The sequence below is a fragment of the Pseudomonas abietaniphila genome (assembly GCF_900100795.1).
Taxonomy (GTDB): domain Bacteria; phylum Pseudomonadota; class Gammaproteobacteria; order Pseudomonadales; family Pseudomonadaceae; genus Aquipseudomonas; species Aquipseudomonas abietaniphila.
Genome location: NZ_FNCO01000009.1, coordinates 119,847 through 132,752, shown reverse-complemented (window position 1 = coordinate 132,752; position 12,906 = coordinate 119,847). Strand labels below are relative to the sequence as shown.

The window sequence follows — 12,906 nt, the reverse complement described above, 5'->3', positions numbered from 1 at the left end:
GCCCGCACACCCTCACAACGTCACAAAAGAGCACTTGCCATGAACATCGTTTTTCTCGACGGCGCAAGCCTGCCGTCTCCCTTGGCGCGTCCGCCCGAAGCCCGTGAATGGACGGTGCGTGAAACAACGCCCCAGGACCAGGTCCTCGATGCACTGGCGCTGGCCGACGTCGCGATCACCAACAAAGTCCGGATCGACCGTGCGGCGCTGGCGCATCTTCCGAGGCTCAAGCTCATCTGCGTGGCGGCGACCGGTTACGACTGTGTCGACATCGCCGCGTGCCGCGATCAGGGCGTGACGGTCTGCAACGTACCGGCTTACAGCGCCGTCAGCGTCGCCGAGTCGGTCATCGCGTCACTGTTCGCGCTGCGCCGTCATCTGATGGCGTATCGCGCCGCCGCTGCAACCGAATGGCCGACGTCTTCGCATTTCTGTGTGCATGGAGCGCCGATCCAGGACCTTCAGGGATCAACGCTGGGCATCGTGGGTCGGGGTGACATCGGCAGTCGTGTGGCACGCCTTGCCCGCGCGCTGGAGATCAATGTCCTGTTTGCAGAGCATCGCGGTGTTTCGCGCGTGCGTGAGGGCTACACCGCGTTCGATGACGTGCTCGCAAAGGCCGACGCACTGACCCTTCACTGCCCGCTGACGTCGCACACCCGATACCTGATCGGCGCGGCGCAAATCGCCCGCATGAAACCTGGCGCGCTGCTCATCAACACCGCCCGCGGTCCGTTGGTGGACGAAAACGCGGTGCTGGCCGGTCTTGCCAATGGTCGACTGGGCGGCGCGGCGCTGGACGTGCTCTATGCAGAACCCCCGCAGGCCGACCATCCGTTGCTGCACTGTACGCACCCCAACCTTATCGTCACGCCGCACGTGGCCTGGGCCAGCCAGAGCAGCGTGGCGCGTTTGAAAACAGTACTGACCGCCAACATCGCCGCCTTCGCCGCCGGTGCGCCCATCAACGTGGTGACCTGAACCGCATTCCCCTGAACAACCTCATAAGGCAGAGCCATGACAAAAACAATCAGCTCTACGATCGATACCGCCGCCGTGCACTCGCCGCGCCGCAAGCCGTTCTATCATCACCTGTACGTTCAGGTGCTCGCGGCCATTCTGCTGGGCATCGTGCTCGGGCATTTCAGTCCCGCGCTCGGCGAGCAGATGAAGCCGTTGGGCGACACCTTCATCAAACTCATCAAGATGCTCATTGCGCCGATCATCTTCTGCACCGTCGTCAGCGGCATTGCCAGCATGCAGAGCCTCAAGCGCATCGGCCGTATCGGGTTCAAATCGCTGATCTATTTCGAGGTGCTGACCACGATCGCGCTGGTCATCGGGTTGATTGGCGTCAACGTGCTCAAGCCTGGGGCAGGCATGCACATCGACCCCGCGTCGCTCGACTCATCGGCGATCGCAGGCTACGCCAAGGCCGCCCATGACCAGAGCGTGGTGGGCTTCTTGACGCACATCGTGCCGGGCACGGTGTTCGGTGCCTTCGCTGAAGGCGAGATCCTGCAGGTGCTGTTCATTTCGGTGCTCTTCGCCTTTGGCCTCCAATTGCTGGGCGAGGCAGGCAAACCGCTGTTGGCGATCATTGACCTGGTGGCCAAGGCGTTCTTCCGCATGCTGAAGATCGTGATGTATGTCGCGCCGCTCGGCGCATTCGGCGGCATGGCGTTCACGGTCGGCAAGTACGGCGTTCAGTCCTTGGGCGCCTACGCCAACCTGCTGGTGTGTTATTACCTGACTGCGTTGGTGTTCGTGTTTGTGGTGTTGAACATCGTCGCGTGGCTGGCGGGTTTCAGTCTGTGGAAATTCCTCAAGTACATTCGTGAAGAACTCGTGCTGGTATTGGGCACGTCGTCGTCGGAATCGGCGCTGCCGCGTTTGATGGACAAGCTTGAGAAGCTGGGCTGCGAGAAATCCACCGTCGGCCTGGTCGTGCCGTCGGGCTATTGCTTCAACCTGGACGGCAGTTGCATCAACATGACCGTGCTGGCGATGTTCATCGCCCAGGCGCTGGACATTGATGTCTCGCTGTACCACCAGGTGACGCTGTTGCTGATTCTGCTGCTGACCTCCAAGGGCGCGGCCAGCGTGACGGGCGGCGCGTTCATTACCTTGGCGGCGACTCTCTCCTCGGTCGATGTGATTCCCGCTGCCGGGCTGGTGCTGGTGTTGGGGGTCTACCGTTTCATCTCGGAAGGTGGTGCGCTGATCAATGTGATCGGCAACGGTGTGGCGACCTTGTTCGTCGCGCGGTGGGACGGCGCGCTGGACCGCGAGCAACTGCAGCGTGAACTGGGCTGAGTCTGCCGGACGCGGGTGCACTGAAAGGCGATTCTCGGGCACTATGCCGGCAGCGCATCCGACCTGCGCCGCCATGCACCGATGAAAAAAGGAGAGGGATTTGAGGGAGTCATTCAGTGTTCGCGAACTGCTCCGCACCGATATCGAAGCACTGCTGGCATTCGAAACGCAGAACCGCGCGTGGTTCGAGTCCCACATCGATGCCCGCGCGCCTTCGTTCTACTCAGTGGAGGGCGTTACCGAGCACATCGACGGGTATCTGTCCGATTTTGCGCGAGGTGTCTGGCATCCTTTCGTGATCGAGGACTCATCGGGAAGAATCGTCGGCCGCGCCAACTTGAAAGGTATCGACACGACTGCACGCCTTGCAGAAGTCGGCTATCGGATCGCGCAAAGCGCCTGCGGCCAGGGACTGGCGACCCATGCGCTGGAACACCTGATCGGGCAGGCACAGACGCGCTGGGCGCTGACGCAACTGGTGGCGTACGTGTTCCCGGAGAATGCGGGTTCAACAAAAGTCCTGGAGCGCTGCGGGTTTCTGCCAGAGCCCCCTTTGAAAAGCGACGCGGTGGCCGCTGAGCGCCGGTTCGTTCGTGCGATCTGATGCCTCGGTCAGCGCTTTATTACTCGGCCCGGTAGTTCCATACCAATTCCACCACGCGTTCCGAGATAAACACGTACAGGACGACGATCATGATCTGCCAGACGATGTGATACCGCAGACGGGCCAACCGGCGAATACCGTCGCTGAGGTTCAGCACCATCAGGATCGCGGCGATCGCGATCAGGCCCCAGCCGGTGGTGCTGGAGTCCACGGGACTCATGAACAACGAATGCCCCTTGCGTAGAGCATCCGTGCCCGCTGCAAGCAACAGGGCACACAGCACCATGTTTTTAAAGTTGTCGAATATTTTGGGGCTGAGATCGTTGTCGAGTAACACCAGATAACGTTGCCAAAGTCGGTGCATGCAGACCCCCTGAACAACAGCGTCGAGTGTGGGCGCAGCTTGGCGCTGCAACCTCGTTGCACAGTCAGGGTAGACCGATACCATGCAAAAAACCGCCGTCAGTGATGACGGCGGCCTTTTTGTCTACAGCGATTTACCAGCGACCGTCGCCACGGCCATGGTCGTAACCTCGATCGTGGCCTCGGTTATCCCAGCCCCGGCGATCATAGCCACCGTGGTAATAGCCGTGAGGCGGTGGCGGGGCGAAGCGGCGGTATTCAACCCGAGTGGCCACCGGCACATACGCTACCGGCTGGTACTGGTACTGCGGTTGATAACGCGGCTGCGGTCGGTATTGCGGGTACTGAGGGCGGTAGTGATCATGGCCCGAATTGCTGAGCGCGGTGGCCAATACGGCACCCACGGCGGCCCCGGCGATGACGGGCACTATCACGTTGCGTTCACCGGCGGATGCTGCACCCCCAGCGACCAGGCAACCGGACAGGATCAAGGCTTGGGTCATCTTCGAAAACATGGTGTCTCCTCAGGCGATGTGTTTGGGTTCGCCATGGATCTATGAAACACCCATTGCGTGTAAACGAACGTCCAGACTCGGTAAACGTTGAGTAAAGGGTCAGGATTTTCGTTTTACATCGCCCTACTTGCTGCACCTGTGAGAGACGTCCGGACTTACATCCCCTCCGGCCTAGACGTTTCGCTCTGCGGGATGCGGTCGCTTTTGGCCCAGACGATGCTGCCGGCTGGACCGGGCGATCGTTTTACCCAGACTCGATTCATAGCACGACATGAGGGCCTGCCACTCCGACTCGCTCCAGAAAGAGTGGCGCCTGAGTTGGGGAATGTCGTGCCGCGCGGCGCCCAGGGCCGTGAGTCGCCCGTGGGATTTCTCAAGGTCCAGCAGTGCAAGGTCGAATTCATGGCCAGCGGTGCCGTTCCTGACCCTGATGAAAATATGCTTCGAACGCATGCAGCCATGTTGCCAACGGGCCAAGTGCATGCGGGATAAAAGCTGGGCCAGTTGATCCAGGATTTTCAGGTGCTCGTCTTCGGTGAGTCGAGTCCGGCCACCCTCCGAATACCAGGTGTCCAGGTCTTGAAAGCCGCCTAGATCCTTGGTCACCAGAATCCCGCGCCAAATGCCATCCACTTTCTGCGCGCCGTAAAAAATAGGGGAAGGCGCTGTGACGCCAAGTTGCAATAACTTCGACAGTGCCTTGCCTTCGCGCATGACCGTGGGCCGCCCGAAGGGATAGCGGATGCTGCGGGACAGGTGCCCGGTCTGGCGCTTTACATAGACCAGTTTCCCGTCATGCATGACGCGCTGTACGCCGCTGGTTCCGCTTCTGCGGACATTAGGCTCTTCAACCCACGGTCCCGAAGTATTCCACCAGTAATCAAAGTTCTTTTCGTGTTGTGCCAGCATCGTTGCTCCTGTTCGCGAATCACTAAGCTCAACACTCAGCGATAAAGCGTGATCCTTCGCAAGTTTCACACCAGTCTGACGGGAAAGTGGGTGCTGACGTATACCGCTGGTCGATGTCTGGTGTTCCAATGGCTTTTTCTGCGACGTTATGGCGGATATGGCAGGCTGCCCCTTAGATCAACTAAAGGATAAAGGCAGTTCAATGGACACGAATCGGCACACCACCCGAAATTCCCAGCTAACCTCTACTTGCCTCTTCAGGCAGGGAGAATGTCCATGAAACAGCGCAGGCGCACTCCGGGCACTGATGACATCAGGATAAATGTTCAGGACAGCAGTGAACTCAAGTACTGGGCGGATAAATTCAGCGTCTCCAAAGACACGATCAAATCCACCGTCATTGCGGTCGGGGATTCATTGACCGATGTACAACGACAGCTTCAGCTCTCGCACTTCGCGTGACGATTAAAGCCCGGCAAACATGCCGGGCTTCTACTTTTTTCACGCTCTTGGCGCCTCTAATGCCGGCTGTAATGACAGCTGGGAAAAAGGTTTTTCTGACACCATCTTTCCGCCGGGGTCGTCAGTCAGCCGACACTTTAATTGTCCCGTTAGATGCAGGTGAGGGTGATGGGTATTGCACCTCGGCATCACCGTCGAGACTACGCTGCGCAATTGAAGCGACCGTCTGTGGGGCAGTCATGCCTGGATCATGGAGGCCCTCGGCACCTTGCAAACGTGCGCAGGCGCTATATCGTAATTGCCTCTGGATTGGGGTGGTGATCGCGACATGAACAAATGGATCGCACAGGTGATGGGGCTTCCTGGCACGCCGGGTTCAACCGAACCTCTCCCTGGCTGGCTCATAAGCGCAGACGTCAAAAAAGAAGCCGCCCATGAGTGAGTGGACCACGGATCACACTGAGGCTGCTGCTCCCAAGAAAGTCAGCCTGCGCGAGGCCTTCTGGTTCTGGCTGAAACTTGGCTTCATCAGTTTCGGTGGCCCGGCGGGCCAGATTTCGACCATGCACCAGGAGTTGGTGGAACGCCGTCGCTGGATCTCCGAGCGGCGGTTTTTGCACGCACTCAACTACTGCATGCTGCTTCCCGGCCCGGAAGCACAGCAACTGGCGACGTACATTGGATGGCTGATGCATCGCACCCGAGGGGGCGTAATCGCAGGCGTGCTCTTCGTATTGCCCTCACTCTTCGTACTGATCGCCCTGTCCTGGATGTACATCGCGTTCGGTGAGGTTCCCTGGGTGGCCGGTATTTTCTACGGGATCAAACCCGCCGTGACCGCAATCGTCGTTCAGGCGGCCCACCGGATTGGATCGCGAACGCTCAAAAACACCGGGCTGTGGGGAATTGCTGCGGCATCGTTCGTCGCCATCTTTGCATTTAACGTCCCGTTTCCCCTGATCGTGCTGGGGGCCGCCGTGATCGGCTATCTGGGAGGACGGTTTGCGCCCGACAGGTTCGACAACGCAAACCATCACGCCGCGAATAAATCCTACGGCCCCGCCCTGATTGATGACGACACGCCTTCACCCGAGCATGCCCGTTTCAGTTGGCCGACGCTTGCCGTGATCGCCGCAGTCGGCGTGACGTTGTGGGTGCTGCCCATGGGGTTGCTGACGCTGCTGTTGGGCTGGTATGCCACGCTGACGCAGATGGGCTGGTTCTTCACCAAGGCCGCGCTGTTGACGTTTGGAGGCGCCTACGCCGTTCTGCCCTATGTGTACCAGGGTGCGGTCGGTCACTACGGATGGCTCACACCCACACAAATGATCGACGGTCTGGCCTTGGGGGAGTCAACGCCTGGACCGCTGATCATGGTGGTGGCCTTCGTCGGGTTCATCGGTGCGTACGTGCTGCAGGTATTCGGCCCGAATCACGCGTTTCTGGCAGGCGCCGTCGCGGCATCACTGGTCACCTGGTTTACGTTTCTGCCGTCGTTCCTGTTCATCCTGGCAGGCGGGCCGCTGGTGGAGTCCACCCAGAACGCTGTCCGGTTTACGGCTCCACTCACCGGGATCACGGCCGCTGTTGTCGGCGTCATCCTGAACCTTGCGCTGTTCTTTGCGTATCACGTGTTCTGGCCGGCCGGCATGGCGGGAAGCGTTGACTGGGCCTGCGTGATCATCGCGTTGGCCGCCGCCATCGCGCTGTTCAAATACAAGCGCGGGGTCATTCCCGTATTGATGGGCAGTGGCATGGCTGGGATGGTGGTGTTTCTGGTGAGGCAAAGTTACTGAGGATCGCGGTCATTTTGATGTCTAGCGCTATGCGCTATCCCTGCATCGATGAGACTCTTAGCCCAATTATTCTCTTAAGGAATGAATGGGGTTTCCAATTTATCGCTTTTTCTACAATGGCTGATTCCCGACCATGGTCACTCCAATAAACATAAAAAGGGGGAGAGCCATGCCTGCCATCGCCACCACGGACACCGCCGTGCAAACGGCCAGGTCAAAATATCGCTGGGTAGTCCTGTCGGTTATCGTCCTTGTCTACATGCTGGCCGCCGCCGACCGGGCCAACATCGGTATCGCGCTGCCCTACATCCAGAAGGAGTTCGGCGCGACCAACGCCCAGGCAGGGCTGTTGGTTAGCGCGTTCTTCCTGTTCTATTCCTTGGGGCAGATTCCCGCAGGCTTTTTGCTGAGCCGCGTGGGCGTGCGTCTGGTGGCGCCGGTGTCCATTGGCCTGACGTCGGTTGTCACGCTGCTCATTGGCACGGCGCACAACTTTGGGCTGCTCAAGATCTACCGGTCAGCCCTCGGTATCGCCGAAGCTGCGCTGCCGTTGTCGATGCTCAGTACCATCAACCGCTGGTTTCCGGCCCGTGAGAAGGGCCTGGCGACCGGGGCTTTTCTGTCGGCTGCGAAGATGGGGGCGGTGATCGCGCCGCCCATTGGGGCTGCGCTGATCATGTTCGATGGCTGGCGCACGATGTTCTTCGCCTTCGCCATCCCGGGAATTCTGATGGCGCTGATCTGGTGGTGGCTGGTGCCCAACGATCCACGTTCGGGGCAGCGGGTCAACGAGGCCGAAGCCACCTACATCGAGGATCAGACCAAGAGCGAAACGGGCGTTGCACGCGTGCACAAGAACTTCGGCGCGCTGGACAAACTGCTGCGTTACAAACACACGACGCCACTGGCCACGTCGCGCTCGGTGTTTGCGTCGTGGAATATCTGGGGCTGCGGGCTGGGCTACTTGCTGATGACCGGCGTGGTCAATGTGCTGCTGGCCTGGCTGCCGAAGTACCTGGGGGAGGTGAAGCACTTCGAACTGATGCAGATCGGCTTCGTCGCCTCGCTGCCGTTTGCTGGCGGCGTGTTGGGCAACATCGTGGGGGGCTGGCTGTCCGACACCGTTCTGGACCGTCGCAGAAAACCGACCATGATGATCAGCGCCGTGGCCACGTGCCTGATGATGGTCGCGCTGGTCTACGCGCCCAACGATCTGCTGTCGGTCAGCCTGTTGCTGTTTGGCACCGGTTTCTTGCTGAACATCGGCTACTCATCGTTTTCGGTGTATTCGATGGGCGTTACCACGCGCACGACGTACCCGGTCGCTGCCTCGCTGGTCAACAGCGCAGGGCAGGCGGGCGGGGCGATGGCGCCGCTGATCACTGGCATGCTGCTCGATAGCTATAGCTGGACCGCAGTGTTCCTTTTTTTGGGTGCCTGTTCACTGGCGGCGCTGATGTTCGTGCTCACCATTCATGAACCCGTTGACCTCAGCGAGCAGCAAGCTGCCCGGTAAACTGCCTGCCGTTTTCCCTATCTGCCTAATCGAACAAGGCGCACGTGCATCAGCCCGTGCGCCTTGTCAGCTCTGCAGTTGTCGCGAGAAATCGCACAGCTCCACGGCCCGAGACGCCACTTCAGTGACGAACGCTGAGGGCCGGTCATTTCGGTACATCGCCATGTACGGCACCGGCGGCAATTCGGGGTCGGTCTTGATGATCGTCAGCTTCCCTTCGTCCACCAGCGGACGAAAGCATTCCAGCGGCAGATAGGTCACACCCAACCCGGCGGCGGTCAGGCCGAGCATCGCCGTGAGGCTGTCGGAGGACAGCGTCTTGGGCAGGTCGATGCCCAGCGCGCCCAGCCATTTGTTGACGAACAGGCCCGACCCCGAGCGTTTGCCCTGCACCAGCACCGGGTATTTGGCCAGCTCTGCCAGGCCCACCACACCTGAATGCCCGATCAGCCCCGGTGCTGCCATCCAGGCGTTTTCCACGATGGCCAGGGGCACGGCCGTCACCTCGGGCGCCGTGAAGGTGTCGGGGATGATGATGAGGTCGACCAGATCGTCCATGAGCTTTTCGTGGAGGGTGCGACTCATGTCGACCTCAGGCTCGACGGTCAGCCCCGGAAAGTCCTTTACCAGCCGCGCGATCAGCCGTGGCAGCCAGGTGAGCGCGGTGAGTTCGGTCACACCTAGCCTCAAGCGTCGGGTGATGACTTGGGTACCGTCTTTCAATGAGGTGATTCGATCGGCAAGACTGAGTATTTCACGAGCAATGATCAGGAGTTCTTCGCCAGCGGCGGTGAGCCGTGCGCCGCGCTGCGATCGGTCGAAGAGTTGCAGACCCGTTGTCGACTCCAGTTCCTGCACTCGCTTGGAGATAGCGGACTGTGTGGTATGAAGATGTTCGGCTGCGCGTTCGAATGTTCCAAGACGTTCGATCCAGTGAAGCGCGGTGAGTTGTCGAAGCGTGATCACCTATATTCCTTATGGGAATGTATTTCCATAAAATAATATCGCTTTTTCTATTTAACGGCGCCTTTATTCTCAGAGACATCAGCCATCTGAGGAACACCCATGAACGCTATCGCCTCAACGTTGGAAGTCAGCACCTTGTTGGCGGCTTTCACCCGCACCTCGACCTCAATCATCAGCGACTGCCTGGAGCGCCTTCCCGGCGCGCGGCTCAAGCCATTTCACCGCATCGAAGGCACCATGGCCGGCATCGCCCTGACCGTGAAAGTCCCTTGCGGCGATAACCGTGCGATTCATCAGGCGCTGGAAATTCTCACCCCTGGCCAGGTGCTGGTAGTCGACGGCGGGGGCGACGTCAGTCGTGCGTTGATGGGCGACATCATGGCCGCAATCGCCGAAAAACGTGGTGCTGCCGGCGTCGTGGTGGACGGCGCCATTCGTGACCTGGCGACCATCGGCAAGGGGGCATTCCCGATGTTTGCCCGCGCAGGCTTCCATCGCGGCCCCTACAAAAACGGCCCCGGCGAAATCAACGTGCCGGTCAGCATTGGCGGCATGCTGGTCTCGCCGGGCGACATCGTCGTGGGCGATCATGATGGCATCGTCGCGTTTCCCGCAGCCCAGGCAGAAAGCCTGTTGCAGCGCTGCCTGGCCACCGAGCAAAAAGAAGCAGAGATGCTGGAGCAAATCGCCGCCGGCACTTACAAAGGCGCCTATGCGGCCCACTGAAGCGGAAACCAGAACAATGAAAATCGGAATTATCGGAGCGGGTGAAGTCGGTCTCACGTATGCACAGCCGTGGTCGGCCGCAGGGCATGACATCGTGCTGTGCGATTTGAAACCGTCTCCTCGCGCCCAGGCGTTTGCGGCAGAGCTGGGGCTGAACGTCTCCACGTCCATTGCCGAGGTCGTGCCAGCCTGCGATGTGGTCGTCTCCTGCGTCTTTGGGACGGTCTCCCTGGCGGTCGCCGAACAGGCCTTGGGCAGTCTGCAAAAGAGTGCGCTGTTCATCGACATGACCACCGCCGATCCGGCGCAGATCCGTGTCGCAGCGTCCCACGCGGCGCAACGGGGTGTGGCCTACGTGGATGTTGCTATCCTCGGCGCCATTGCCCTGACCCACGAGAAAACCAACCTGCTCGGTGCAGGCGTAGGGCTTGATCGAGCTATCGAGCTGTTCGCGTCGGCAGGGGCGCCGCTCAAACCCGTGGAAGACGGTGCAGCGGGTGATGCAGCAGCGCTGAAAATCCTGCGTAGCGTGTTCACCAAAGGTCTCGAAGCGCTGACCATCGAGTGCTTCATGGCCGCCGAAAAACAGGGCGTGACTGACAAGCTCCACGACGCTTTGAGCGATATCGATCAGGCCAGCCTGCGCGACTTCCTCGGCGCCCTTATTCGCACCCACGTCGTCCATGCGCCCCGTCGCCTCAAAGAGATCGAAGAAGCTGAGCGCCAACTGCGCGCCGCCGACATGCCGGTGTCGGTACTTCCCGGCGTCAGGGACCTGTTCCAGCGTACGGCCGACCAGATCAGCGCCACCCCCGTGCAGGCGCCTGCGCCAACGCTGGAGCAGGCATTCGAGTGGCTTTTCAAGGCCAATGGGATAAGCCGTTAATCCGCTGGGAGGGAAAGGGCTTTTGCCCTCTGCACGTCAGGAGGGAGCACAGGCAGGCTCTCTCTCCCTTTGCACAGGCGATCACACAGGCAGAGGCACGTAAAAAAGCAGGGGTTTTGCGCTGATATCCTGGTTGGATACGAAGAGGAATTCAGTCCGTTTCCGACCCGAATTAGCCGCTCAGCAGGGATGGAAATTGGCCACTGGCTGACGCTGGTGGGCGAGAGCCTTGGCAGCAAAGTGCACAGCTGGAAAATGCACTTTTCTGCTTGCCGATTACGGGATTATTTCTGAGATACACTGGCGAATGGATAATCGGTGTAGCCACGCTCGTCACCCCCGTAAAATGAATTCCGGTCGTAGGCGTTCAGTGGCAAGTCCTCACGCAAGCGGCGTGGTAAGTCTGGGTTGGAGATGAAGTGCCTGCCGAACGCCACCATGTCTGCATGTCCCTCGGCAACAATAGCCTCAGCGCTTTTGCGGTCGAAGCCGCCAGCTGCAATGATCGGCCCTTTGAACAAGGTACGCAGGTACTGGACAGCTACCGGCGCAGCATGTGCATCCACCGTTTCGGTGCCTTTGATGCGTGGCTCAACCACGTGCAGATACGGAGCGCTAGCGCGGCACCCTTGCGAAACTCTTCAATTACGCTTGGGATTCCGTCGATATCAAGGGCCGAGGTATACCAAATGCGACTGGGCCGTTTTCAGCGAAAGCCTCGCCTTCAGCCTGAATCGCCGAAGGCGCAACAGGGTCGATGCCACCTGGCCGCAACATCGAGCTGAGTTACTGCCCCGAGGCGATGATCCGAGCTGTTCAAGGCGCCGCGGCTCCCAGGGTGGATCGTTCGCGTGGTTTTGAAGAGCGTTCGCGTCTGGCCGTCTCCCGTCCCTCACCATCTTCCGTGCATTGATTCGGTCCGGCAGCGTCTACGCTGTATCGCAAGCAGTACATCTGAAGGGGCGGATAATGTTCAATGATTTGAGGGGCCACGTCGCGCTGGTCAGTGGGGCGGGCAGCGAGGGGGGAATTGGTTTCGCCATCGCCAAGCGGCTTGGAGGTCTTGGCGCAAAGCTGATCATCACCGGCAGTAGTGCACGGATCCATGACCGTGTCGCGGACTTGAGCGCGGCCGGTTATGAAGTGGAAGGCCGTGCGGCGGATCTCACAGATCAGTCCCAGGTCGTTGAACTGGTCACTTGGGCTGAATCGCTGTGGGGACGCGTTGATGTGCTCGTGAACAACGCAGGCATGGCGATTCAGGGCGATCCCGAGGCGTTCTCTGAAGTGGCGAGCATGAGTCTTGATGTGTGGAGTGCTTCGATTGCCCGCAACCTGACCACCGCGTTCTTGCTGACCCGCTCAGTGTTGCCGGGCATGCAGCGTCGACGATATGGCCGCATCATTAACATCAGTTCCACAACCGGCACCCGTGTCAGTAATCCTGGCGAGGCCGCGTATGCAGCAGCGAAAGCGGGAATGGTAGGAATGAACATGAGCCTGGCTCTGGAAGTTGCGCCTTATGGCGTCACCGTGAATGCGGTTGCTCCCGGATGGATCGCTACGCTGTCCAGTACACCGGAGGAACTGGCCGCAGCGAAGTATGTTCCGGTCGGGCGTGCGGGTAGACCGGACGAGGTCGCCGCAGCCGTTGCCTTCCTCGCGTCTCCTGAGTCCAGCTATATCACCGGCGAGTTGCTCGTGGTCGACGGTGGCAACTGTCTCACCGAGAACAAGAGCCCGCGTTAGCAAGCCCGCCCTCGCTAGCATTATGCAAGATCTCCAGAAGCAAATCAGGCAAAAAGCCCGATGGTAATGACCATAAATATCATTAACTTATTGATTTT

General features: G+C 59.8%; 14 protein-coding genes. 9 read left to right on the top strand and 5 right to left on the bottom strand.

The features are described 5' to 3' along the window. Positions 1–39: 39 nt before the first annotated feature. From BLS87_RS18320 to BLS87_RS18310, 3 genes are all read left to right on the top strand, one after another. Positions 40–981: a D-2-hydroxyacid dehydrogenase gene (locus BLS87_RS18320; RefSeq protein WP_074754199.1), complete on the top strand. Its 942-nt coding sequence runs from the start codon at positions 40–42 to the stop codon at positions 979–981. A gap of 36 nt (positions 982–1,017) precedes the next feature. Beyond that, on the top strand, positions 1,018–2,316 hold the full coding sequence (locus BLS87_RS18315; RefSeq protein WP_074754197.1) for a dicarboxylate/amino acid:cation symporter: 1,299 nt from the start codon (positions 1,018–1,020) through the stop codon (positions 2,314–2,316). A 100-nt stretch (positions 2,317–2,416) separates the two neighbouring features. Beyond that, positions 2,417–2,920, top strand: coding sequence for a GNAT family N-acetyltransferase (locus tag BLS87_RS18310; protein WP_074754195.1), 504 nt, complete (start codon positions 2,417–2,419; stop codon positions 2,918–2,920). A gap of 19 nt (positions 2,921–2,939) precedes the next feature. Here BLS87_RS18310 and BLS87_RS18305 read toward each other — a convergent pair whose 3' ends face one another. The 3 genes from BLS87_RS18305 to BLS87_RS18295 all read right to left on the bottom strand — a co-directional run bounded on the left by BLS87_RS18305 (position 2,940) and on the right by BLS87_RS18295 (position 4,707). Then, a complete protein-coding gene (locus BLS87_RS18305; RefSeq protein ID WP_074754193.1) occupies positions 2,940–3,284 on the bottom strand; it encodes a hypothetical protein in 345 nt (114 codons plus the stop codon). 133 nt (positions 3,285–3,417) lie between these two features. Then, positions 3,418–3,798: a hypothetical protein gene (locus BLS87_RS18300; protein WP_074754191.1), complete on the bottom strand. Its 381-nt coding sequence runs from the start codon at positions 3,796–3,798 to the stop codon at positions 3,418–3,420. 171 nt (positions 3,799–3,969) lie between these two features. Continuing rightward, complete coding sequence (locus BLS87_RS18295; protein WP_074754189.1) at positions 3,970–4,707, bottom strand: lipopolysaccharide kinase InaA family protein; 738 nt, start codon at positions 4,705–4,707, stop codon at positions 3,970–3,972. A 276-nt stretch (positions 4,708–4,983) separates the two neighbouring features. On the opposite strand from BLS87_RS18295, the gene BLS87_RS18290 reads away from it, so the two are divergent. The 3 genes from BLS87_RS18290 (at position 4,984) to BLS87_RS18280 (ending at position 8,481) form a co-directional block, all read left to right on the top strand. Beyond that, entirely contained in the window at positions 4,984–5,169 is a 186-nt protein-coding gene (locus BLS87_RS18290; RefSeq protein ID WP_074754187.1) for a DUF3606 domain-containing protein, read from the top strand. A gap of 434 nt (positions 5,170–5,603) precedes the next feature. Beyond that, entirely contained in the window at positions 5,604–6,965 is a 1,362-nt protein-coding gene (gene chrA, locus BLS87_RS18285; RefSeq protein WP_074754185.1) for a chromate efflux transporter, read from the top strand. Between the two features lie 169 nt (positions 6,966–7,134). Further along, positions 7,135–8,481, top strand: coding sequence for an MFS transporter (locus BLS87_RS18280; protein WP_074754183.1), 1,347 nt, complete (start codon positions 7,135–7,137; stop codon positions 8,479–8,481). 66 nt (positions 8,482–8,547) lie between these two features. On the opposite strand, the gene BLS87_RS18275 is transcribed toward BLS87_RS18280, so the two are convergent. Continuing rightward, positions 8,548–9,447 carry a LysR family transcriptional regulator gene (locus BLS87_RS18275; protein WP_074754181.1) on the bottom strand — a complete coding sequence of 300 codons (900 nt, stop codon included), beginning with the start codon at positions 9,445–9,447 and terminating at the stop codon, positions 8,548–8,550. Positions 9,448–9,546: 99 nt separating this feature from the next. Here BLS87_RS18275 and BLS87_RS18270 point away from each other — a divergent pair, with 99 nt between their 5' ends. Together BLS87_RS18270 and BLS87_RS18265 are read left to right on the top strand one after the other, a co-directional pair. Next, the gene (locus BLS87_RS18270; RefSeq protein WP_074754179.1) at positions 9,547–10,173 is read left to right on the top strand and encodes an RraA family protein; all 627 of its coding nucleotides are present in this window, start codon (positions 9,547–9,549) and stop codon (positions 10,171–10,173) included. A gap of 16 nt (positions 10,174–10,189) precedes the next feature. Then, positions 10,190–11,059: an NAD(P)-dependent oxidoreductase gene (locus BLS87_RS18265; RefSeq protein WP_167362081.1), complete on the top strand. Its 870-nt coding sequence runs from the start codon at positions 10,190–10,192 to the stop codon at positions 11,057–11,059. 284 nt (positions 11,060–11,343) lie between these two features. Here BLS87_RS18265 and BLS87_RS18260 read toward each other — a convergent pair whose 3' ends face one another. Continuing rightward, positions 11,344–11,658 (bottom strand): oxidoreductase, encoded by a 315-nt coding sequence (locus tag BLS87_RS18260; RefSeq protein ID WP_244165861.1) that lies wholly within the window; start codon positions 11,656–11,658, stop codon positions 11,344–11,346. Positions 11,659–12,028: 370 nt separating this feature from the next. Between BLS87_RS18260 and BLS87_RS18255 the strand changes: the two genes are divergently transcribed. Further along, the gene (locus BLS87_RS18255; protein ID WP_074754176.1) at positions 12,029–12,808 is read left to right on the top strand and encodes an SDR family NAD(P)-dependent oxidoreductase; all 780 of its coding nucleotides are present in this window, start codon (positions 12,029–12,031) and stop codon (positions 12,806–12,808) included. Positions 12,809–12,906: the final 98 nt, after the last annotated feature.